This window comes from Serratia sp. X10, assembly GCF_017811775.1.
Lineage (GTDB): Bacteria > Pseudomonadota > Gammaproteobacteria > Enterobacterales > Enterobacteriaceae > Serratia > Serratia ureilytica.
In genome coordinates this window covers 1-22,006 of the sequence record NZ_JAEIOH010000013.1, presented here as the reverse complement: position 1 = coordinate 22,006, position 22,006 = coordinate 1, and the positions used below count along the sequence as shown (strand labels likewise).

The following is a 22,006-nucleotide window of genomic DNA, read 5'->3' as shown; positions in this document are numbered from 1 at the left end:
ACACTGGTAGGAACTTGCTATGTCTAACGTTAATCCACCGCGCGCCCGTAAAGCGCAACGCGAAGCCGCCCAGCAGTTTATCGACACGCTGCAAGGCATGGCTTTCCCGAACTCTCGCCGCATCTACTTGCAGGGCTCGCGCCGCGATATCCAGGTGCCGATGCGCGAAATTCAGCTCAGCCCGACCCTGGTCGGCGGCAGCAAAGATAACCCGCAGTATGAACAGAACGAAGCGATCCCGGTGTATGATACCGCCGGCCCCTACGGCGATCCGCAGGCCGAGCTCGATGTGCACGCCGGCCTGGCCAAGCTGCGCGCCGGCTGGATCGACGCGCGCGGCGATACCGAGGCCCTGAGCGGCGCCAGTTCCGGCTTCACCCAACAGCGGCTGGCGGACGAAGGGCTGGATCACCTGCGCTTCGAACACCTGCCGCTGCCGCGCAAAGCGCTGCCGGGCAAGCGCGTCACCCAACTGCACTATGCCCGCGCCGGCATCGTCACCCCGGAGATGGAGTTCATCGCCATCCGTGAAAACATGGGGCGCGAACGCATTCGCGGTGAGGTGCTGCGCCACCAGCATCCGGGCCAAAGCTGGGGCGCCAACCTGCCGGACAACATCACGCCGGAGTTCGTGCGTCAGGAAGTGGCCGCCGGCCGCGCCATCATTCCCGCCAACATCAATCACCCTGAGGCGGAGCCGATGATTATCGGCCGCAATTTCCTGGTGAAGGTGAACGCCAATATCGGCAACTCGGCGGTCACCTCGTCGATCGAAGAAGAGGTGGAGAAGCTGGTGTGGGCCACCCGCTGGGGCGCAGACACCGTGATGGATCTCTCCACCGGCCGCTACATTCACGAAACCCGCGAATGGATCCTGCGCAACAGCCCGGTGCCCATCGGCACCGTGCCGATCTACCAGGCGCTGGAGAAGGTCAACGGCGTGGCGGAAAACCTCACCTGGGAGATGTTCCGCGATACGCTGCTGGAACAGGCTGAACAAGGGGTCGACTACTTCACCATCCACGCCGGCGTGCTGCTGCGCTACGTGCCGATGACCGCCAAACGCCTGACCGGCATCGTGTCGCGCGGCGGCTCGATCATGGCCAAATGGTGTCTGTCGCACCATCAGGAAAACTTCCTCTATCAGCACTTCCGTGAAATCTGCGAGATCTGCGCCGCCTACGACGTTTCGCTGTCGCTCGGCGACGGCCTGCGCCCCGGTTCGATTCAGGACGCCAACGACGAGGCCCAGTTCGCCGAGCTGCATACGCTGGGTGAGCTGACCAAAATCGCCTGGGAATACGACGTACAGGTGATGATTGAAGGTCCGGGCCACGTGCCGATGCAAATGATCCGCCGCAACATGACCGAAGAGCTGGAACATTGCCACGAAGCGCCGTTCTACACCCTTGGCCCGCTGACCACCGATATCGCCCCGGGCTATGACCATTTCACCTCCGGCATCGGCGCGGCGATGATTGGCTGGTTCGGCTGCGCCATGCTGTGTTACGTCACGCCGAAAGAGCACCTCGGCCTGCCAAATAAAGAGGACGTCAAACAGGGCCTGATCACCTACAAGATCGCCGCCCACGCCGCCGATCTGGCCAAAGGCCATCCGGGCGCGCAGATCCGCGATAACGCCATGTCCAAGGCGCGCTTCGAATTCCGTTGGGAAGATCAGTTCAATCTGGCGCTCGATCCGGCCACCGCGCGCGCCTATCACGACGAAACCCTGCCGCAGGAGTCCGGCAAGATCGCTCACTTCTGCTCGATGTGCGGACCGAAATTCTGCTCGATGAAGATTTCACAAGAGGTGCGCGACTATGCCGCCGCCCAAGAGGCCGCCAAACCGATCGAGGTGCAGCTGACCGGCATGGAAAAAATGTCCGCCGAGTTCCGCGCCCGCGGCAGCGACCTCTATCACAGCGCCGCCTCACTGCAAGAGGAGACCAGCAATGACTGATATCACTACCCCCTTCCCGGCGACGCCTCACAAACTGGGGCTCTACCCGGTGGTCGACAGCGTTGAGTGGATCGCTCGCCTGCTGGAGGCCGGCGTTACCACGATCCAGCTGCGCATCAAGGATCTGCCGGACGAGCAGGTCGAAGAGGATATCGCCGCCGCCATCGCGCTGGGCCGGCGTTATCAGGCACGGCTGTTCATCAACGATTACTGGCGGCTGGCGATCAAGCACGGCGCCTACGGCGTACATCTGGGCCAGGAAGATCTCGATACCACCGATTTGGCGGCCATCTACCGCGCCGGGCTGCGGCTGGGGGTTTCCACCCATGACGATGCCGAGCTGGCGCGCGCGCTGGCGGTGAAACCTTCCTACATCGCGCTGGGGCACATCTTCCCCACTCAGACCAAAGACATGCCTTCGGCGCCGCAGGGGCTGGCGGAGTTGAAACGCCACATCGCCGGTTTGGCGGATTATCCGACGGTGGCGATCGGCGGGATCAGTATCGATCGCGTGCCGGCGGTGCTGGCGTGCGGCGTCGGCAGCGTGGCGGTGGTCAGCGCCATCACCCAGGCGCCGGACTGGCGTGCGGCGACGGCCGAACTGCTGCGGCTGATCGAAGGTAAGGAGCCGAACGATGCTTAACGATCGGGAGTTCCTGCGCTACAGCCGCCAGCTGCTGCTGGAGGATGTCGGCCCGGAAGGTCAGGAAAAACTCAAGCGCGCCACGGTGCTGATCGTCGGCCTGGGGGGGCTGGGATCCCCGGCTTCGCTGTATCTGGCCGCCGCCGGCGTCGGCACGCTGCTGCTGGCCGACGACGACCAGCTGCACGTCACCAACCTGCAGCGGCAAATCCTGTACCGCAGCGCCGATACCGCCACCGGCAAGGCGGCGCTGGCGCAACGCCATCTGCAGGCGTTGAACCCGTTGGTGGAGTCCATCCCGCTGGCGCAGCGGCTGCAAGGGCAAGCGCTGCGCGACGCGGTCGCCCGCGCCGATCTGGTGCTGGACTGTTGCGACAACATGGCGACCCGCCATGAGGTCAACGCCGCCTGCATCGCCGCCGCCAAGCCGCTGATCAGCGGCAGCGCAGTGGGTTTCAGCGGCCAGCTGCTGGTGCTCGAGCCGCCCTATGCGCACGGCTGCTACGCCTGCCTGTACCCGGAGCAGGAAGAACCGCAGCGCAACTGCCGCACCGCCGGGGTGCTCGGCCCGGTGGTGGGCGTGATCGGCACTCTGCAAGCGCTGGAGGCCATCAAGATGCTGGCCGGCATGCCTTCCTCCCTCAGTGGCAAGCTGCGGCTGTTCGACGGCAAGCAGCAGAGCTGGAGCACGCTGCAGCTGAGCCGGGCCCGCGCCTGCCCGGTATGCGGAGGCGCCGCATGAAGATCCGTCTGAACGACCAACCGCTGGAGCTGGCGCAGCCGCTCAGCGTCGCCGCCCTGCTGACCCAGCTGGAACGCCACCAGCCGGGCACCGCGCTGGCGATCAACCAAACCATCATCCCACGCGCCGACTGGGCCGACCATCAGGTGCAGGACGGTGACGACATTTTGCTGTTTCAAGCGATCGCCGGAGGCTGACATGCTGAAAATCGCCGATACCACTTTTACCTCGCGCCTGTTCACCGGCACCGGCAAGTTCGCCACCCCGGCGCTGATGTTGGAGGCGCTGGCGGCCTCCGGCTCACAACTGGTGACCATGGCCATGAAGCGCGTCGATCTGCGCGGCGGCAACGACGCCATTTTGGCGCCGCTGCAACAGTTGGGCGTCAGGCTGTTGCCCAATACCTCCGGCGCCAAAACGGCCGCTGAAGCGGTGTTCGCCGCCCGACTGGCGCGCGAAGCACTCGGCACCCACTGGGTGAAGCTGGAGATCCATCCCGATGTGAAATACCTGCTGCCGGATCCGATAGAAACGCTGAAGGCGGCGGAAACGCTGGTGAAAGACGGTTTTGTGGTGCTGCCCTACTGCGGCGCCGATCCGGTGCTGTGCAAACGGCTGGAAGAAGTGGGATGCGCGGCGGTGATGCCGCTCGGCGCCCCTATCGGCTCCAACCGCGGTCTGCGCACCCGTGACTTCCTCGAAATCATCATCGAGCAAGCCAAGGTGCCGGTGGTGGTAGACGCCGGCATCGGCGCGCCGAGCCACGCGCTGGAAGCGATGGAGCTGGGCGCCGACGCGGTGCTGGTGAATACCGCCATCGCCGTGGCGCGCGATCCGGTGCAGATGGCGCGGGCGTTTCGCCTGGCGCTGGAGGCCGGCGAGCTGGCACGCAGCGCCGGATTAGGCTCCAGCCAGCGCAGCGCGGTCGCCTCCAGCCCGCTGACCGCTTTCCTCAGCCAGCCAGAGGAGGCGCAGTGATGGCCGACGATTTCAGTAGCCGCTGGCAACAGCTGGACTGGGACGACATTACGCTGTGCATCAACGGCAAAACGGCGCGCGACGTGGAACGCGCGTTGAACGCCGACAAGCTGACGCGCGACGACTTTATGGCGCTGATCTCCCCTGCGGCCGCGCCGTATCTGGAACCGTTGGCGCAACGCGCGCAGTTGCTGACCCGTCAGCGGTTCGGCAACGTCGTCAGCTTCTATGTGCCGCTGTACCTGTCCAACCTGTGCGCCAACGACTGCACCTACTGCGGCTTTTCGATGAGCAACCGCATCAAGCGCAAAACGCTGGATGCGGCGGAGATCGCCCGCGAGTGCGAAGCCATCAAGGCGTTGGGGTTCGAACATCTGTTGCTGGTCACCGGCGAACATCAGACCAAGGTCGGCATGGACTATTTTCGCCAGCACATTCCGGCGATCCGCCGCCACTTCAGCTCGCTGATGATGGAAGTGCAGCCGCTGGCGCAGGAGGAATACGCCGAACTGAAAACGCTGGGCCTGGACGGCGTGCTGGTGTATCAGGAAACCTACCATCCGGCCACCTATCTGCAGCACCACCTGCGCGGCCAGAAGCAGGATTTCCATTGGCGCCTGGCCACGCCGGATCGCCTGGGGCGCGCCGGGATCGACAAGATCGGCCTCGGCGCGTTAATCGGCCTGTCCCACAGCTGGCGAACCGACTGCTATCTGCTGGCGGAACACCTGTTCTACCTGCAGCAAACCTATTGGCAGAGCCGCTACTCGATCTCGTTCCCACGCCTGCGCCCCTGCGCCGGCGGTATTGAGCCCGCGTCTATCATGAGTGAGCCTCAGCTGGTGCAGCTGATCTGCGCCTTCCGGCTGTTCGCGCCGGACGTTGAGCTGTCGCTGTCTACCCGGGAGTCGCCGTACTTCCGCGATCATATGATCCCGGTGGCGATCAATAGCGTCAGCGCCGGATCCAAGACGCAACCCGGCGGCTATGCCGACGACGTACCGCCTGAGCTGGAACAGTTCGAGCCGCACGACGGCCGCACGCCGCAGCAGGTCGCCGAGGCCATCAGCAACGCCGGGCTGCAGCCGGTGTGGAAAGACTGGGACGATTATCTGGGACGCAGCGCGCAATAGACGGCAACGTTTGCCGCCGTGTGAAGAAAACGCTGGAGCGGCCGCGCAATGACGAACGATGACGCTGGCGCCGGCAAACGCGCCGATTATAGTGACGTTGCCGACCGCCAAACCCGGTGTCGGCCGGGGCCGTTACCCTCTCGATGGCCCCGCCTTATCCCACCCCGGATCGCGCACAGACGCTCTTGCGCGACTCCGGTTCCTCAGCAACGGCCATCCTGGAACCTCGCCTGAGGGCACGCACGAACAGGCGGTTTTATCGGCTCAAGTGACGGGCATGATGAGGGAATAGCGGTGTTCAGCACTCACGCAGAGTGTTTTTCAATGGAGCCCGTTGCGGCAGAGAACGGCAGAACGAGGAAAAAGTCGATGCAAAGACGAAAAGTGACTCGAGGGGTAATCCCCGATACTGCCAATGGCCCTGGTGTTGGCCGTCGCGTTTTTTTGCCGCCTGCTCCCTGCTTACGGACAAGAGCAGGCGGTTTATTTTGTGAGACTGGCAACCCCCCCCAGGACGCGAATCACACAGTATGTGCGCTAATTAACCATACAAACGATTAAATGTGAATGTCTTTTGAGTGTTTTTTTATTTGATATCGAGTGTATTCTGAGTTTGCCAAGGAAAATCAAACTGATATCGCCGCAACCTCCGGGGCATCATCTATAATCCAGCACGGGTCCTCGCGCAGATTTGCCACGCTCGCGGTCAACATCAAAAAAACCAAGGTTGTCATGAAGAAAACGCCAAATTACATCGATGCAATCAGCGCGTTGCTCACTCTGAAAGGGGTTGGCGACAGAAAACATGCCTCCACGATGGCCAACATACTGAACCTTCAGTACAACAGCGCCAAACAGAAGCTGGATGGTAAAAGGGGCATCACCCTCGACGAAGTCAGAAAGGTGTTTCAATACTTCAACGAGCCATTCGCCGGCCAAAGAACGCATAACGGCGTTTTTATCATGAACAGCATTCACAAACGCTGTAAGGTTGAAGTCGACGAACACCCGGTGACACAGCTGGACGACGACGAAACCTACGCCTACAAAAAAGATGACCTTTTCATCATCAATACCAGCCGGGATACGCAGGCCGACGTACCGCTGTACAGAGTCAACAAGATAGACTTTCTGCCGGCGCCGCGCATCGCGATCCTGGACAACGACAGCGATATCCTCGAGCTGTTGAAGAAAATCGCCTGCCGCTACGGCATTGAGACCGAGACCTTTCAAACGGCGGATGCCATGCTGGCCGCACTTGAGCAACAGTCCTTTGAGGCGTTTATTCTGGACTGGCTGTTGGACTTCGGCGAAACCTCAGAACGCGTCGTGAAGAAAATAAAGGACACCCTCGATCCGCACGCGCGCATCATCATTCTGACCGGCCAGCTGAATCACTATGAGAAGAATATCGGCGATATGATCCTGCACTATGACGTGCACCTGGTGGAAAAACCGACCAAACCGCTGATTATCTCCTCACTGCTGCTGTCGAATTTATTCTTTAATTAGTTTGACCGGAATGCGGATGAAAAACGATGAGCCAACGCCTTCGGTGGATTTGACTCTGATGGCGCCTTTCAGCGTCGTCACATAATTCTTGATAATGGTCAGCCCCAGCCCCAGTCCCTGCCGCGTTTCCCTTTCTACTCCCTGATTGAACGCCTTGTACAACCGTTCCAGATTATTAACGTTAAATCCGATGCCGTTGTCTTTTACCCATAAATACAGATTGCCGTGGCACACCTTCACGTTGAGGATGATCGCGCCGTGGTGGGTAAATTTGTCCGCGTTGCTGAGCAGATTGGCCAATATTCGGTAGAGCTTGTATTTGTCGGAGCAAATCAAACCAACATAGGATGAACGACGCACCACGATGCGATTACCGCGCCCGGCGCTGATACTGGTCATGGCATCGTCCACCACCTCATGCAGCCGAAAGGTGGAAATATTGACGTTGACCTCCCCCATTTCAAACCGCGAATAATCCATCACCTCGCGCGTTTGTTCGGCGATCTTGTTGCCGTGGTAGGAGATCAGGCGGGCCTCCTTTTTCAGCTCTTCCTGCGCCAGCTCGTGCTCCATGATATCCGCGGCGATGACGATGGCCTGCGTCGAACCGGCGATTTCATGGTAGATGGATGAGATAAAAATGTTCTTGTTCTTGATGATCTCTTTTAACGAGAAGGCGTTTCTCACCACCAGGAACATCATCAGGAACACCAACATCAGCGATAAGACGGCGAACATCTCGGCTTTTCTTGAATTATCCTGGATGATGCCTTTAACCTCGGTGAAGTTTTTAATTTGTATCCGATAAATAATCTCCTGGATATCGACCAACGTGCCCTCGATGTCATCCATATAAGCGAGGATATCCGCCTTGCTTTTCCGCCCTGCCAGCAAACCGACGGAAAGATCGCCCAGCGTTCGGTACTGTTGCTTCAGCAGAGCGACGTTCTTGATAAATTCGTCGTCGTAATAGAAAGAGTCGCTGAAGGTGGAGCGGCTCTCCAGGATTTGGATCTTCGAGTAAAATATTTTCTTTTTAATCAGGAAAGCGTCGTAGTCGTCGTTTTCACTGAGCAGCAGCGCAGTTTTGGTTCTTTCAAACGCCAGAAACAGGATCTCGGCCACCGAGTAGTTATCCAGATTGGGTTCGATCTGCTTATAACGATCTTTTACGCCACCGAAGTTAATGGCAATCAGCAAAATTAATAAGGAGAAGATGGCAACCAACGCGATAAGAGTACCGATCAGTTTCTTGCTCATCTCATTTAATCTCCAGCCGTTTGACTTGCCAGACGGTTTTCGCGTTCACGTCCAGGTTATTCAGCTCGGGGTATTGATCGCGCGGATAGATAATAGCGAACGGCCCCAGCTCCCCCACGTCGATCGGCTTACCGCCGCGCAGATAGGCGATAATCACGCGATATTTAATCATCTCGTCAATCGACATCGAATAGGAATAGTCGTCCCACGCGAAGGCCCGCACCGACTTCCCTTGCAGATGGTACGCTTTCACCAGCTCCGAAAACTCAACGCCGGTGAACGCCTCTTCCGGGGTGAAATTGGTCGAGGTTTTAATCGTGTGCGACGGCATCGCCTCCAGCATCTGCCGGGTGACCTTGATCTTCTCGCCGTCCGCCGGCTTCAGGTAAAAAGAGTCAACGGCCGCGTACAGCGGCGCGCTGAACAGCGAAAGCAGCAGTAACGTCATCAATCCTTTGATTTTCATTATTCACCCTCTTTGCGTTTCACCAGCTCCGCCTGACCAAACTCATCCCGCCCGATCAGTTCCCAACCGTGATGTTGATAAAAACCTTCGGCTTTAGAGCCGGGATCGGTGGTTAAGTGAATGGCTTCGGCGCCGTGCTCAAACATCCAGGCAGTGACGCGCGCCAGCAAGGCTGAACCCATCCCCATTGATTGGTATTCCGGCTTCACGAACAATCCGCCAATCAACGGTTCGGGGATGAACAACCCGAATCCAACGCCGGCATAGTCCTCGCCATACTTGCAGATCCAGCCACCGCCCTGGTTGATGTCTTCCAGCGCCTGCTTGCGCTGCAGATACTGGATCTGATGCGGATGCAGCAGATTCTCTTCGACGGAAAAGCGGATCTCATACAGGTAAGGCAGGTGTTTCGCCGTCAGTTTTTCGAAGGTAATGAGGCTGTCCATGTTTTGTGCTGTCCTTGGTTGTCAGGTAAAAAGCGCCGGTCAATTTCTGCTGTAACCATAGTAGCAAAGTTTGTCATAACCCGGCGCGAGGCGAAAAAAAACCGCCCCCTAGGGAGCGGTTTATCTGGCGATAGGCCCGGCGTAGCGGGCCCGCGGCGCGGATGACGATTACTCGTCGTCGCTGCCGCCCAGACCTGCGTTAAGCAGTTCGGCCAGGTTCGCAGTCGCTTCTTCCGCGCTGACTTGCGGAACAACCGGCGCTTCGCCCTGAGCACGACGACGCATGCGATCCTGATGATAAGCGTAACCGGTACCGGCTGGGATCAGACGGCCCACGATGACGTTCTCTTTCAGGCCACGCAGTTCGTCGCGCTTGCCGGCTACGGCAGCTTCGGTCAGAACGCGCGTCGTTTCCTGGAACGATGCGGCGGAGATGAAGGACTCGGTCGCCAAGGAAGCCTTGGTGATACCCAGCAGATCGCGCGAGAAGGTTGCCGGGATCTTACCTTCAGCTTCCAGCTGACGGTTGGCAATCTTGACGCGAGACACTTCAGCCTGCTCGCCTTCCAGGAACTCGGAGCCACCAGCGCTAACGATAGTGCCTTTACGCAGCATCTGACGAACGATAACTTCGATGTGCTTATCGTTAATCTTAACGCCTTGCAGACGGTAAACTTCCTGCACTTCGTTGGTGATGTAGCGGGTAACCGCATGCACGCCACGCAGACGCAGAATGTCGTGCGGAGACTCTGGGCCGTCGGAGACGACGTCGCCACGTTCCACCACTTCGCCTTCGAACACGTTGAGCTGACGCCATTTCGGAATCATCTCTTCGTAAGCGTCGCTGCCGTCCAGCGGAGAGATCACCAGGCGACGTTTGCCTTTGGTCTCTTTACCGAACGAGATAATCCCGCTGATTTCAGCCAGGATTGCCGGCTCTTTCGGACGACGCGCTTCGAACAGGTCGGCAACGCGCGGCAGACCACCGGTAATATCCTTGGTACCGCCGGATTCCTGAGGAATACGCGCCAGGGTATCACCCGCACCGATCTGAATGCCGTCTTCCAGCTGAACGATCGCTTTGCCCGGCAGGAAGTATTGAGCAGGCATATCAGTACCTGGGATCAATACGTCTTCGCCCTTAGCGTCAACGATTTTCAGTGCCGGACGCAGGTCTTTACCGCTACCGGTACGCTCTGCGCTGTCCAGAACAACCAGAGAAGACAAACCGGTCAGTTCGTCGGTCTGACGAGTAATCGTCTGGCCGTCGACCATGTCGGCGAAGCGAATGAAGCCGCTGACTTCACTGATGACCGGCATGGTGTGCGGATCCCAGTTAGCAACGGTTTCGCCGCCGTTAACTTCTTCACCGTCGCCTTTGCCCATCACGGCGCCGTAAGGCACCTTGTAGCTTTCTTTGGTACGGCCGAATTCGTCGATCAGTTTCAGTTCGGTGTTACGCGAGGTGATCACCAGCTTGCCTGCGGCGTTCATAACGAACTTCGCGTTGCTCAGCTTGATGCTACCCTTGTTTTTCACCTGAATGCTGGATTCAGCAGCCGCACGAGATGCCGCACCACCGATGTGGAACGTACGCATCGTCAGCTGTGTACCCGGCTCACCGATGGACTGTGCCGCGATAACGCCGATGGCTTCACCTTTGTTGATGATGTGGCCACGTGCCAGGTCGCGACCGTAGCAGTTTGCACACACACCGAAGTCGGTTTCACAGCTCACCACGGAACGGACTTTAACGCTGTCGACAGAGTTCTCTTCCAACAGGTCACACGCCTTCTCGTTCAGCAGGGTGTTGCGTGGCACCAGAATGTCCGCCGTACCCGGCTTGAGGACGTCTTCTGCCGTCACACGGCCCAGAACGCGTTCACGCAGCGGCTCTTTCACGTCGCCACCTTCGATAACCGGAGTCATCAGGATGCCGTCGTGGGTGCCACAGTCGTCTTCAGTCACCACCAGGTCCTGCGCCACGTCAACCAGACGACGGGTCAGATAACCGGAGTTCGCGGTTTTCAGTGCGGTATCCGCCAGACCTTTACGAGCACCGTGAGTGGAGATGAAGTACTGGAGTACGTTCAGACCTTCACGGAAGTTCGCGGTGATTGGCGTTTCGATGATGGAGCCGTCCGGCTTCGCCATCAGACCACGCATACCGGCCAGCTGACGAATCTGAGCGGCGGAACCACGCGCACCGGAGTCGGCCATCATAAAGATGCTGTTGAAGGAAACTTGCTGTTCCACTTCGCCGTCACGGTTAACCACGTCTTCTACCGACAGGTTTTCCATCATCGCTTTCGCAACGCGTTCGTTCGCGGCAGCCCAGATATCGATCACTTTGTTGTAGCGTTCGCCGGCGGTCACCAGACCAGACTGGAACTGCTCCTGGATCTCGGCAACTTCGGTTTCCGCTTCTTCGATGATCTCCGCCTTCTTGGCCGGGATAACCATGTCGTCGATACCTACGGAAGCGCCGGAACGGGCTGCGTAAGCAAAGCCGGTGTACATGATCTGGTCAGCAAAGATAACGGTCGGCTTCAGGCCCAGGATGCGGTAACAGGTGTTCAGCATCTTGGAGATCGCTTTCTTGCCCAAAGGCTGGTTAACGATCGCGTACGGCAGACCTTTCGGTACGATCATCCACAGGATGGCGCGGCCGATGGTGGTGTCGATGATGCTGGTCTGAGAGGTCCACTCGCCTTCGGCGTTCTTGACGTCTTCGGTGATACGCACTTTAACGCGCGCATGCAGCGACGCCAGGCCGGCGCGGTAAACACGCTCAGCTTCTTTGGAACCGTTCAGCACCATGCCTTCGCCTTTGGCGTTAACACAGTCGCGGGTCATGTAGTACAGACCCAGTACAACGTCCTGAGAAGGAACGATGATTGGCTCGCCGTTCGCTGGGGACAGGATGTTGTTGGTGGACATCATCAGCGCACGCGCTTCCAGCTGGGCTTCCAGCGTCAGCGGTACGTGAACGGCCATCTGGTCACCATCGAAGTCGGCGTTATATGCCGCACAAACCAGCGGGTGCAGCTGGATCGCTTTACCTTCGATCAGAACCGGTTCAAACGCCTGGATACCCAAACGGTGCAGGGTTGGTGCACGGTTCAGCAGTACCGGGTGTTCGCGAATCACTTCGTCCAGGATATCCCAAACGACGGCTTCTTCACGCTCAACCATTTTCTTGGCGGCTTTGATGGTGGTGGCCAAGCCACGCAGCTCCAATTTGCCGTAGATGAACGGTTTGAACAGCTCCAACGCCATCTTCTTAGGCAGACCGCACTGATGCAGACGCAGGTATGGACCTACGGTGATAACGGAACGGCCTGAGTAGTCAACGCGTTTACCGAGCAGGTTCTGACGGAAACGACCCTGCTTACCTTTGATCATGTCGGCCAAAGATTTCAGAGGGCGTTTGTTGGAACCGGTGATCGCACGACCGCGACGGCCGTTATCCAGCAGGGCGTCTACCGCTTCTTGCAGCATACGCTTTTCGTTGCGCACGATGATGTCCGGCGCAGCCAGATCCAGCAGGCGTTTCAGACGGTTGTTACGGTTGATCACGCGGCGATACAGATCGTTCAGATCCGACGTCGCGAAACGACCGCCATCCAGCGGAACCAGCGGACGCAGATCCGGCGGCAGTACCGGCAGCACGGTCAGGATCATCCACTCCGGCTTGTTTCCGGACTGTACGAACGCTTCCAGCAGCTTGATACGCTTGGTCAGCTTCTTGCGCTTGGTTTCGGAGTTGGTTTCGTTCAGCTCTTCACGCAGCTGCTCGCACTCGGCTTCCAGATCCATGTTTTTCAACAGGGCCTGAATGGCTTCCGCACCCATCTTGGCGTCGAATTCGTCACCGAACTCTTCCAGCGCGTCCAGATACTGCTCTTCGGTCAGGATCTGACGACGCTCGAGGTTGGTCATACCGCCTTCGACCACCACATAGGATTCGAAGTACAGTACGCGTTCGATGTCACGCAGCGGCATATCCAGCAGCAAACCGATGCGGGATGGCAGCGATTTCAGGAACCAGATGTGCGCAGTCGGGGAAGCCAGCTCGATGTGGCCCATGCGTTCACGACGCACTTTGGTCTGGGTCACTTCAACGCCGCACTTCTCACAGATCACGCCGCGGTGTTTCAAGCGCTTGTACTTACCGCACAGGCACTCGTAATCTTTTACCGGCCCGAAGATACGGGCGCAGAAAAGGCCGTCACGCTCTGGTTTGAACGTACGGTAGTTAATGGTTTCCGGCTTCTTAACTTCACCGAACGACCACGAACGGATCATGTCTGGCGAGGCCAGAGCAATCTTGATCGCATCAAACTCTTCGGTCTTAGTTTGCGCTTTCAGAAACTTCAATAAGTCTTTCACGGATTGGCTCCTGTCGGAGTTAAACCTGTTGGGCACCCACAACCGCAGTAGGTACCCGTGTGACCTGAACAACCACCCTCAGGCTCCCTTAGGCGGGGAGCCTGAGCCGGAATGACGATTACTCGTCTTCCAGTTCGATGTTGATGCCGAGCGAGCGGATTTCTTTCAACAGTACGTTGAAGGATTCCGGCATGCCTGGCTCCATCCGGTGATCGCCATCCACGATGTTTTTGTACATCTTGGTACGGCCGTTAACGTCATCCGACTTAACGGTGAGCATTTCCTGCAGGGTATAAGCCGCGCCGTATGCTTCCAGTGCCCACACTTCCATCTCACCGAAGCGTTGACCACCGAACTGCGCTTTACCACCCAGAGGCTGCTGAGTAACCAAGCTGTAAGAACCGGTTGAACGAGCGTGCATTTTATCGTCAACCAAGTGGTTCAGTTTCAGCATGTACATATAGCCGACAGTAACCTGGCGCTCGAATTGCTCACCGGTACGGCCATCGAACAGCGTGATCTGACCGGAGGTCGGGATACCGCCCATTTCCAGCAGCTTCTTGATTTCAGTCTCTTTCGCACCGTCAAACACCGGCGTTGCGATCGGCATACCTTTTTTCAGGTTCTCTGCCAGACGCAGCACTTCGTCGTCGCTGAAGGTGTTCAGGTCAACTTTCTGGCAAACGTCGTCGCCCAAATCGTAGGCCTTCTGGATGAACTCACGCAGCTTGGCCACTTCCTGCTGCTGCTTCAGCATCTGGTTGATCTTCTCACCGATGCCTTTCGCAGCCATACCCAGGTGGGTTTCCAGGATCTGACCGATGTTCATACGTGATGGTACGCCCAGCGGGTTCAGTACGATGTCTACCGGCGTGCCGTTTTCATCGTAAGGCATATCTTCGATCGGGTTGATCTTGGAGATAACACCCTTGTTACCGTGGCGGCCCGCCATCTTGTCACCCGGTTGGATCTGACGTTTAACGGCCAGATAAACCTTGACGATTTTCAGTACGCCCGGCGCCAGATCGTCGCCCTGAGTGATCTTACGACGCTTGGCTTCCAGCTTCTTCTCGAAGTCGGATTTCAGTTCGTCGTACTGCTCAGCCAGCTGCTCCAGCTGGTTTTGCTTCTCTTCGTCGGTCAGGCCCAGTTCCAGCCAGCGATCGCGCGGCAGCTTGCTCAGCTTGTCGGCTTCGATGCCACCGGCAACCAGTACCGCGTGGATACGCGCAAACAGGCCGGCTTCCAGGATCTGCAGTTCTTCAGTCAGGTCTTTCTTCGCCTGCTTCAGCTGCATCTCTTCGATTTCCAACGCGCGCTTGTCTTTTTCCACGCCATCGCGGGTGAAGACCTGCACGTCGATAACCGTACCGGAAACGCCGTTCGGCACACGCAGAGAAGAGTCTTTAACGTCAGACGCTTTCTCACCGAAGATCGCACGCAGCAGTTTCTCTTCCGGCGTCAGCTGGGTTTCGCCTTTAGGCGTTACCTTACCGACCAGGATGTCGCCGCCGGTCACTTCAGCACCGATATACACGATACCGGACTCATCCAGCTTGGAGAGCGCCGCTTCACCCACGTTAGGGATGTCGGCGGTGATCTCTTCAGGCCCCAGCTTGGTGTCACGAGACACACACGCCAGTTCCTGGATGTGGATGGTGGTGAAGCGATCTTCCTGCACCACGCGCTCGGAGACCAAGATGGAGTCTTCGAAGTTGTAGCCGTTCCAAGGCATGAACGCTACGCGCATGTTCTGGCCCAGCGCCAGTTCGCCCAGGTCTGTCGATGGGCCATCCGCCAGCACGTCGCCGCGCTCGATTGGCTCACCCAGATTCACACACGGCATCTGGTTGATGCAGGTGTTCTGGTTAGAACGGGTGTACTTGGTCAGGTTGTAAATATCGATACCTGCTTCGCCCGGGTACATCTCGTCTTCGTTAACTTTGATAACGATACGGGAAGCATCCACGTACTGAATCACACCGCCGCGTTTGGCAACGGCGGTTACGCCGGAGTCAACCGCTACAGCGCGTTCCATACCGGTACCGACCAGCGGCTTATCAGCGCGCAGGGTTGGTACGGCCTGACGTTGCATGTTCGCACCCATCAATGCACGGTTGGCGTCATCGTGTTCCAGGAATGGAATCAGTGAGGCACCAACGGAAACAACCTGCTGGGTGGATACGTCCATGTAGTCAACCTGATCGCGGCTAAACAGGCTTGATTCGCCTTTGCTGCGGCAGGTGACCAGGTCTTCTACGAAGCGGCCTTCTTCATCCAGGTTGGAGTTCGCCTGGGCGATAACGAAGTTGCCTTCTTCAATAGCAGACAGATAGTTGATTTCATCGGTCACCACGCCGTCACGCACGCGGCGGTACGGGGTTTCCAGGAAGCCATACTCGTTAGTCTGTGCGTACACGGACAGGGAGTTGATCAGACCGATGTTTGGACCTTCCGGCGTTTCGATTGGGCACACGCGGCCGTAGTGGGTCGGGTGTACGTCTCGAACTTCAAAGCCGGCGCGCTCACGGGTCAGACCGCCCGGGCCCAGTGCGGAGATACGACGCTTGTGCGTGATCTCGGACAACGGGTTGTTCTGGTCCATGAACTGGGACAGCTGGCTGGAACCGAAGAACTCTTTCACCGCCGCCGAAATCGGTTTGGCGTTGATCATGTCCTGAGGCATCAGGGTATCCAGATCGCCCAGAGACAGACGCTCTTTCACCGCACGCTCAACACGCACCAGACCTACGCGGAACTGGTTCTCGGCCATTTCGCCGACGGAGCGGATACGGCGGTTGCCCAAGTGGTCGATATCGTCCACTTCGCCCTTGCCGTTACGGATATCGATGAGCTTCTTCATCACTTCGATGATGTCGTCTTTGCTCAGGATGCCCGAACCTTCGATCTCGTCACGCAGCAGAGAACGGTTGAACTTCATACGGCCAACCGCAGACAGATCGTAGCGGTCTTCGGAGAAGAACAGGTTCTCGAACAGGCTTTCGGCAGCTTCGCGCGTTGGCGGCTCACCAGGACGCATCATGCGGTAGATTTCTACCAGCGAGCTCAGACGATCGTTGGTCGGATCGACACGCAGCGTTTCAGAGATGTACGCGCCGTGGTCCAGATCGTTGGTGAACAGCGTTTCGATGCGCTTGTGGCCGGACTGGCTCAGCTTGGCCAGCAGATCCAGCGACAGCTCCATGTTGGCTGCGCAGATCAGTTCGCCGGTATTGGTATCGATATAGTCTTTCGCGACCACTTTGCCCGCGATGTACTCTACCGGTACTTCAATGCTCTGAATGTCGTCTTTTTCCAGCTGACGGATATGACGAGCGGTGATGCGACGGCCTTTCTCTACGTAGATCTTGCCGTTGGCTTCGATATCGAACGAAGCGGTCTCACCACGCAGGCGCTCTGGCACCAGCTCCATCTGCAGCTTGTTGTCGCGGATTTCGAAGACGATCTTGTCAAAGAACAGGTCGAGGATCTGTTCAGTGGTGTAGTTCAGCGCGCGCAGAATGATGGTCGCAGGCAGTTTGCGGCGACGGTCAATACGCACGAACAGGTTGTCTTTCGGATCGAACTCGAAGTCCAACCATGAACCGCGGTAAGGGATGATGCGTGCGTTGTACAGCACTTTACCCGAGGAGTGGGTTTTACCCTTATCGCTGTCGAAGAATACGCCAGGACTACGGTGCAACTGAGATACGATAACCCTCTCAGTACCGTTGATCACAAAGGTGCCGTTTTCGGTCATGAGCGGAATTTCGCCCATGTAGACTTCTTGTTCCTTGATGTCTTTGACCGTACCTTCAGGCGCTTCGCGCTCATAGATAACCAGGCGCAGTTTTACGCGCAGCGGTGCAGAGAACGTCACACCACGGATCTGGCACTCTTTGACGTCGAAGACCGGCTCACCAAGACGGTAGCTAACGTATTGCAGCTCCGAATTGCCACTGTAGCTCTGGATAGGGAAAACAGAACGGAATGCGGCTTCAAGGCCGTACTGCCCTTCTGGATCTTGCTCGATAAACTTCTGGAACGAGTCAAGCTGGATAGAAAGGAGATATGGTATGTCCAGCACTTGTGGACGTTTACCAAAATCCTTACGAATACGTTTTTTCTCGGTATAGGAGTAAACCATAGGGTTCCTCAGCTCGCTGATCAGTGACCCAATCTGTCCGTCCGATTAGGGACAGTTCATGCAACACCGTTTTGTCGACCGGAAAGCGGGAACACTTTCCGCAATATCTCTTGCTATCACGCTTAAACCATTTCATCGCGCCTTCCCCCAGAACTCCTGGTAGTGCAAAGACCGCGGTATATTAAGTCGTCGATAGAAACAAACATTGGGAGGCGAAACCAGCAGCCAAACAGTGTGAAACGCTACTGGCGCCCTACAGCGCAAAAAGGCTGGTGACTAAAAAGTCACCAGCCATCAGCCTAAAAGACTAGGCTGCAACCGGAAGGGTTGGCTTATTTAACTTCAACTTCTGCGCCAGCTTCTTCCAGAGATTTTTTCAGAGCTTCTGCGTCATCTTTGCTCACGCCTTCTTTCAGAGCGGCTGGAGCAGATTCAACCAGGTCTTTAGCTTCTTTCAGACCCAGGCCGGTAGCGCCACGTACTGCTTTGATAACAGCAACTTTGTTAGCGCCTGCAGCTTTCAGGATAACGTCGAACTCAGTTTTCTCTTCAGCAGCTTCAGCTGGGCCAGCAGCTACAGCTACAGCAGCAGCAGCAGAAACGCCGAATTTTTCTTCCATAGCGGAAACCAGTTCAACAACGTCCATTACGGACATAGCGGCAACTGCTTCCAGGATTTGGTCTTTAGTGATAGACATAACAATTGTTCCTAAAATTCAGAAATAGTTTAAATACGTTAGCAAAGGCTAAGAAAGAGTGGCTTACGCCGCTTCTTTCTGATCGCGTACTGCAGCCAGAGTGCGAACCAGTTTGCCGGCAGCGGCTTCTTTCATGGTTGCCATCAGGCGTGCGATCGCTTCTTCGTAAGTTGGCAGCGTCGCCAGGCGGTCGATTTGCGCCGCTGGGATCAGCTCACCTTCAAAGGCCGCAGCTTTAACCTCGAATTTTGCATTCGCTTTCGCGAACTCTTTGAACAGACGAGCAGCAGCGCCCGGGTGTTCGTGAGAGAATGCAATCAAGGTTGGACCGACAAACGTGTCTTTCAGGCATTCGAATGGAGTGCCTTCAACTACGCGACGCATCAGGGTGTTGCGAACAACACGCATGTAAACGCCAGCTTCACGACCTGCTTTACGCAGTTCAGTCATTTTATCTACGGTAACGCCGCGGGAATCCGCAACAACCGCAGACAGCGCGCCTTTGGCTACTTCGCTGACTTCAGCAACAATCGCTTGTTTGTCTTGAAGATTTAATGCCATTAGCTTTTTGCTCCTGGATTAGCCGGGGAAAATCCCCCGGAACTCACTTCACTCGGCGCTTTGTAAAACGCCACGCCGAGCGGCTTAACACGGTGAGCAGAATCCAGCAAAGACATTCTTTTATAAAAAAGAAAAATTTTCTTAGGCTCTGTCACCGTCTACGCAGGAAGGATTAAGTATCTTGCGATACACCTGCGGTCTTGGACGGAGGCCTGGATAGGCCAGGCTCCAACCGAAAAATCTTTGTTTTGCCTACGGCATAGCCAATAGCAAAACCTTGGGGCATAAGATTCTAGACAAATCTCGGCCCCAAGTCAAAGCGATAATCGCAAGTACGATTAGTTCGCTGCGGCAGACAGACCGCTTTGATCGATAGCAACGCCAGCACCCATGGTGGTGGAGAGGCTAACTTTCTTGATGTACATGCCTTTCGCCTGAGAAGGTTTTGCTTTTTTCAGCGCAACCAGCAGGGCTTCCAGGTTTTCTTTCAGTTTGTCTGCGTCGAAATCAACCTTACCGATAGTGGTATGGATGATGCCGTTTTTGTCGTTACGGTAGCGAACCTGACCTGCTTTAGCGTTTTTCACTGCTTCAGCAACGTTCGGAGTAACGGTACCCACTTTCGGGTTTGGCATCAGGCCGCGTGGACCCAGGATCTGGCCCAGTTGACCTACAACGCGCATTGCATCCGGGGAAGCAATAACAACGTCGAAGTTCATTTCGCCTTTCTTGATCTGCTCAGCCAGATCGTCCATACCTACCAGCTCTGCGCCGGCAGCTTTCGCTGCTTCAGCGTTAGCGCCTTGGGTAAATACGGCAACGCGAACGGAACGACCGGTGCCGTGTGGCAGAACGGTAGCGCCACGAACGTTTTGGTCAGATTTACGAGCGTCGATACCGAGGTTAACGGCAACGTCAACGCTTTCTACGAATTTAGCGGTGGCCAGCTCTTTCAGCAGAGCAACAGCTTCAGTGATGTCATACTGTTTAGTAGCATCAACTTTGTCACGGATCACGCGCATGCGCTTGGTCAGCTTAGCCATCTCTTAATCCTCCACTACCAGGCCCATGGAACGAGCGGTACCTTCGATGGAGCGAGTCATCGCTTCAACGTCAGAACCAGTCATGTCCGCAGCTTTGGTTTCTGCGATTTCACGTACCTGAGCACGGGTCACTTTACCTACTTTGTCTTTGTTCGGCTTACCGGAACCAGACTTGATACCAGCCGCTTTTTTCAGCAGAACTGCTGCTGGCGGGGTTTTGGTAACGAAAGTGAAGGAGCGATCAGAATAAACGGTGATAACAACCGGAATCGGCAGACCTTTCTCAACGCTGTCAGTTTTAGCGTTGAATGCCTTACAGAATTCCATGATGTTAACGCCCTGCTGACCCAGAGCTGGACCCACTGGTGGGCTCGGGTTAGCCATACCAGCTGCAACTTGCAGCTTAACGTAGGCTTGTACTTTCTTAGCCATTTAAATTTCCTCGGTTTGGGTAGTATCGCCTCGTGAGAGGCTCCCCGTGTTTAACCTCGCCGGACAAACATCAGGCAAGGCATCTAAAAACAAAAGGCGCGAAATTGTAGTTCAATTTCGCGCCTTTGACAAGCGGCAACGGACCGCTTATTGCTGATTATTCGATCAGCCTTTTTCAACCTGGCTGAAGTCCAGTTCCACCGGCGTTGCACGGCCGAAGATGGAAACGGAAACTTTCAGGCGGCTCTTTTCGTAATCGACTTCTTCGACCACGCCGTTGAAATCGGCAAACGGGCCGTCGTTGACGCGCACCAGCTCGCCCGGCTCGAACAGCGTTTTCGGACGCGGTTTGTCACCGACCTGCTGCAGGCGGTTCATGATCGCATCAACTTCTTTATCGCTGATCGGCGCAGGACGGTCAGACGTACCGCCAATGAACCCCATGACACGCGGTACGCTGCGCACCAGGTGCCAGCTGGCGTCATTCATCACCATCTGCACCAGCACGTAGCCAGGGAAGAATTTACGCTCGCTCTTGCGACGCTGACCACCACGGATTTCAACCACTTCTTCCGTAGGCACCATCACTTCGCCGAACAGCTCTTCCATATCGTGCAGTTTGATGTGTTCACGCAGCGATTGCGCTACGCGACCTTCAAAACCGGAAAACGCCTGAACGACGTACCAACGTTTTTTTGGAGCTTCAGACATTTTAGAACCTCAGGCCAGTAATAAACGACACCAGACGGACCAGAATACCATCCAGCCCCCACAGAATCAGTGACATCACGGCGGTTACCGCGGCAACGATCAACGTGGTGTGTAGCGTTTCCTGACGAGTTGGCCAAATCACTTTACGTACTTCGGTACGCGCTTCGCGGGCAAACGCAACGGTAGCTTTGCCTTTGGTGGTCATCAGAGCCACTGCACCTGCAACGGCGATGATCAGCACAACTGCCAGCGCGCGCAATGGCAGGCTTAAATCACGGTAGTAATAGTTACCGACAATAGCCACAACCAACAGAACGGCGACGATCAGCCACTTTGCCGCTTCCAGGCCGCGTCCGCTCCCTTGAGCCTCGGTATTCGCACTCATAAACCAACCTGTCACAATGATGATTCAGAACAAACAACTTTGCCTCGCATTGCGAGGCAAACCAAACCGATCGGATACCGCACGAGCGATATCCCGGTGTTTTACGCCATGACGTATTCAGTCAATACGGTTTAAGAGCCCATCTCACCAATGATTATGACTGCAAAATCGCTGATGAGATAGGTTCTAGTTCACAGCGTAGAAAAAGGGCATCAAATGATGCCCTTTTACCGCGTGTCGCGTCAAACTTTATCAGCGATTAAGCGATAACTTTAGCAACAACACCAGCGCCTACAGTACGGCCGCCTTCACGGATTGCGAAACGCAGACCGTCATCCATCGCGATTGGGTGAATCAGGGTAACTTTCATGTTCACGTTGTCGCCTGGCATTACCATCTCTACGCCTTCTGGCAGTTCGATGGTACCGGTCACGTCAGTAGTACGGAAGTAGAACTGTGGACGGTAGCCTTTGAAGAATGGCGTGTGACGACCA

At 56.6% G+C, this 22,006-nt stretch carries 18 protein-coding genes and 1 pseudogene; 7 read left to right on the top strand and 12 right to left on the bottom strand.

The genetic code is table 11. The features are described 5' to 3' along the window. Positions 1 to 19: 19 nt before the first annotated feature. The 7 genes from thiC (at position 20) to J9788_RS24540 (ending at position 6,971) form a co-directional block, all read left to right on the top strand. Positions 20 to 1,963, top strand: coding sequence for a phosphomethylpyrimidine synthase ThiC (thiC, locus tag J9788_RS24570; RefSeq protein ID WP_046897431.1), 1,944 nt, complete (start codon positions 20 to 22; stop codon positions 1,961 to 1,963). After that, entirely contained in the window at positions 1,956 to 2,606 is a 651-nt protein-coding gene (thiE, locus tag J9788_RS24565; protein ID WP_046897430.1) for a thiamine phosphate synthase, read from the top strand. Before thiC ends, thiE begins: the two co-directional genes overlap by 8 nt. Beyond that, positions 2,599 to 3,348 carry a HesA/MoeB/ThiF family protein gene (locus J9788_RS24560; protein WP_046897429.1) on the top strand — a complete coding sequence of 250 codons (750 nt, stop codon included), beginning with the start codon at positions 2,599 to 2,601 and terminating at the stop codon, positions 3,346 to 3,348. Before thiE ends, J9788_RS24560 begins: the two co-directional genes overlap by 8 nt. Further along, the gene (thiS, locus tag J9788_RS24555) at positions 3,345 to 3,545 is read left to right on the top strand and encodes a sulfur carrier protein ThiS (protein ID WP_016929423.1); all 201 of its coding nucleotides are present in this window, start codon (positions 3,345 to 3,347) and stop codon (positions 3,543 to 3,545) included. The genes J9788_RS24560 and thiS overlap by 4 nt, the downstream gene beginning before the upstream one ends. Before the next feature lies 1 nt (position 3,546). After that, the gene (locus J9788_RS24550) at positions 3,547 to 4,326 is read left to right on the top strand and encodes a thiazole synthase (protein ID WP_046897428.1); all 780 of its coding nucleotides are present in this window, start codon (positions 3,547 to 3,549) and stop codon (positions 4,324 to 4,326) included. After that, positions 4,326 to 5,459, top strand: a complete 1,134-nt coding sequence (gene thiH / locus J9788_RS24545) for a 2-iminoacetate synthase ThiH (protein ID WP_182265799.1) — start codon at positions 4,326 to 4,328, stop codon at positions 5,457 to 5,459. The genes J9788_RS24550 and thiH overlap by 1 nt, the downstream gene beginning before the upstream one ends. Positions 5,460 to 6,191: 732 nt before the next feature. Then, positions 6,192 to 6,971 (top strand): helix-turn-helix domain-containing protein, encoded by a 780-nt coding sequence (locus J9788_RS24540; RefSeq protein WP_046688068.1) that lies wholly within the window; start codon positions 6,192 to 6,194, stop codon positions 6,969 to 6,971. Here J9788_RS24540 and J9788_RS24535 read toward each other — a convergent pair. The 12 genes and pseudogenes from J9788_RS24535 to J9788_RS24480 form a co-directional block, all read right to left on the bottom strand. After that, on the bottom strand, positions 6,957 to 8,231 hold the full coding sequence (locus tag J9788_RS24535; protein ID WP_046897426.1) for a sensor histidine kinase KdpD: 1,275 nt from the start codon (positions 8,229 to 8,231) through the stop codon (positions 6,957 to 6,959). The two genes, J9788_RS24540 and J9788_RS24535, sit on opposite strands and share 15 nt — an antisense overlap. 1 nt (position 8,232) lies before the next feature. Continuing rightward, the gene (locus J9788_RS24530) at positions 8,233 to 8,697 is read right to left on the bottom strand and encodes an oxidoreductase (protein WP_182265798.1); all 465 of its coding nucleotides are present in this window, start codon (positions 8,695 to 8,697) and stop codon (positions 8,233 to 8,235) included. Next, positions 8,697 to 9,143 carry an N-acetyltransferase gene (locus J9788_RS24525; protein WP_046897424.1) on the bottom strand — a complete coding sequence of 149 codons (447 nt, stop codon included), beginning with the start codon at positions 9,141 to 9,143 and terminating at the stop codon, positions 8,697 to 8,699. The genes J9788_RS24530 and J9788_RS24525 overlap by 1 nt, the downstream gene beginning before the upstream one ends. A gap of 168 nt (positions 9,144 to 9,311) precedes the next feature. Continuing rightward, positions 9,312 to 13,535, bottom strand: coding sequence for a DNA-directed RNA polymerase subunit beta' (rpoC, locus tag J9788_RS24520; protein ID WP_033644357.1), 4,224 nt, complete (start codon positions 13,533 to 13,535; stop codon positions 9,312 to 9,314). A gap of 118 nt (positions 13,536 to 13,653) precedes the next feature. Further along, positions 13,654 to 17,682, bottom strand: a complete 4,029-nt coding sequence (gene rpoB, locus J9788_RS24515) for a DNA-directed RNA polymerase subunit beta (protein WP_004929900.1) — start codon at positions 17,680 to 17,682, stop codon at positions 13,654 to 13,656. Positions 17,683 to 18,014: 332 nt separating this feature from the next. Then, the gene (rplL, locus tag J9788_RS24510; RefSeq protein ID WP_004929903.1) at positions 18,015 to 18,380 is read right to left on the bottom strand and encodes a 50S ribosomal protein L7/L12; all 366 of its coding nucleotides are present in this window, start codon (positions 18,378 to 18,380) and stop codon (positions 18,015 to 18,017) included. Positions 18,381 to 18,443: 63 nt separating this feature from the next. Then, positions 18,444 to 18,941, bottom strand: coding sequence for a 50S ribosomal protein L10 (gene rplJ / locus J9788_RS24505; protein ID WP_004929905.1), 498 nt, complete (start codon positions 18,939 to 18,941; stop codon positions 18,444 to 18,446). A gap of 338 nt (positions 18,942 to 19,279) precedes the next feature. Beyond that, positions 19,280 to 19,984, bottom strand: coding sequence for a 50S ribosomal protein L1 (rplA, locus tag J9788_RS24500; RefSeq protein ID WP_004929908.1), 705 nt, complete (start codon positions 19,982 to 19,984; stop codon positions 19,280 to 19,282). Between the two features lie 3 nt (positions 19,985 to 19,987). Then, positions 19,988 to 20,416: a 50S ribosomal protein L11 gene (rplK, locus tag J9788_RS24495; RefSeq protein ID WP_015376316.1), complete on the bottom strand. Its 429-nt coding sequence runs from the start codon at positions 20,414 to 20,416 to the stop codon at positions 19,988 to 19,990. 165 nt (positions 20,417 to 20,581) lie between these two features. Next, positions 20,582 to 21,127, bottom strand: a complete 546-nt coding sequence (nusG, locus tag J9788_RS24490) for a transcription termination/antitermination protein NusG (RefSeq protein ID WP_004929914.1) — start codon at positions 21,125 to 21,127, stop codon at positions 20,582 to 20,584. A gap of 1 nt (position 21,128) precedes the next feature. Further along, positions 21,129 to 21,512 carry a preprotein translocase subunit SecE gene (gene secE, locus J9788_RS24485; RefSeq protein ID WP_004929916.1) on the bottom strand — a complete coding sequence of 128 codons (384 nt, stop codon included), beginning with the start codon at positions 21,510 to 21,512 and terminating at the stop codon, positions 21,129 to 21,131. Between the two features lie 259 nt (positions 21,513 to 21,771). Continuing rightward, positions 21,772 to 22,006, bottom strand: a pseudogene (locus tag J9788_RS24480) (elongation factor Tu); the annotation flags it as partial.